The organism is Candidatus Ichthyocystis sparus (assembly GCF_900078745.1).
Taxonomy (GTDB): Bacteria; Pseudomonadota; Gammaproteobacteria; order Burkholderiales; family 2013Ark19i; genus Ichthyocystis; species Ichthyocystis sparus.
On sequence record NZ_FKII01000027.1, the window covers coordinates 1 to 1,471 of the forward strand.

The 1,471-nt window shown below is 38.2% G+C and carries 1 protein-coding gene; it reads left to right on the forward strand.

The annotated features are described in order from the left end of the window. A partial coding sequence (locus tag A6733_RS08690; RefSeq protein ID WP_176696737.1) for a hypothetical protein occupies positions 1 to 1,471 on the forward strand: 1,471 nt, incomplete at both ends.

Consider the following 1,471-nt stretch of genomic DNA (forward strand, 5'->3'; position numbering starts at 1 on the left):
ATTGCTACTACTACAACAGGTAAGAGGGTGAGTACTAGTAGTAAAGGTAAATCTCCTGTTACTAAATGTGGCGCTTCTATTGATGTTTCTTCTTCAGATTTTACTATTGATTCAGATGTTTTGAGTTCACTGGGTGTTACGCTATCTCCTGAGAGTGTTCGAGTAATTGAAGATCTCTTTTTTAAAGTGGATGTATTTTCTAGACGTACTTACAGGAGTATGGTAGCCAGACAACTTCCGTCAGAAGTGAGTGGCAAACTCACTGTGATTGGGCGAGCTATTTGGTACTTGACCTATAGGGTAATGTGTGAAGATAGTTTTGTATTTAGGTGCCTTTGTGAATACCATGCTAAGCATCGACCTGTTTTTATACGTGCTCTTCCTAGCATTCGAGTATTATCTGATTCTCCTGACCATGATAATGTAGTGCCGTTAGCTGGAGGTAGGTTATTAGATTTTTTATCGAGGCTGGATTGTGCTGTACGTAGTAGAGTGGGGTCTATTTTTAATTTTTATTGGAGTGAAGCTTCTGTAACTCTGGAAGAAGATTCATTGGATACTATTAGTTGCAAAGATCTCATCAATGTCCTAGACATTGCTGGCATCCCTACGTTGGCATTATCAGTGATTATGGGAACCAACTCAAAACATGAAGGAAATAAAGGAGTTGGTAAATGTACGACATCAAAAACTAGTGTTACAGGCATTACGTCTTCTTTGACTTCCAGTTCTCAATCATTATCACTTCAGTCTAACCCTGGTTTGTCACCTCGTGCCCATTATCAGTCTGAGTCACAAATAGGATCTTCTTTGCTATTAGGTGATTCTCCAGGTACATCTTCTGAATTAATTAGGCCTTCTTTCATTATAGATCATGATTATGAATCTTCTTATAATCAATATGTTGATTTGCTGGGTGTTAAGTTACATCATGATGATGCTAAATTAGTTTTTAAGCTTCTTTATGACATTAATAAATCTTTTAGAATGTCCTTCTCGTATTCGATGCGAGACCATATCTTATCCACTTTGGGTGGTGAACTTTCAGTGGTTGGGAAGGCTATTTGGTGCAAAACCTACAGGGAACAGCACCTATATAGATTTATGTATAGGTCCATTTGTATGTATCATGCTAGGTACCGTCCTAGATTTGTGCGTGCTCTTGATGGTGTTCAGGTATTATCGGGTTCCTATGATTGTAAGTTAGTGTCATTAAGTGGTGATAAGTTACTAGGTTTTTTATCAGAGCTAGATTGCGCTGTTCGTAAGACAGTGGAGTATATGTTTGATTCGTTATGGAATGAAACAACTAGTACAGTTTTTGCCGAACCAGAAGATGGATTATTGAATGATGTTAGTTGTGAAGATTTTATTGGAGTCCTTGATGTTGCTGGTATCCCCTTGGCGGCATTTTCAATTCATCAAATCCATGAGAAAAAACGCACTCAAAGACTTGCGAAGAGGCTTACGA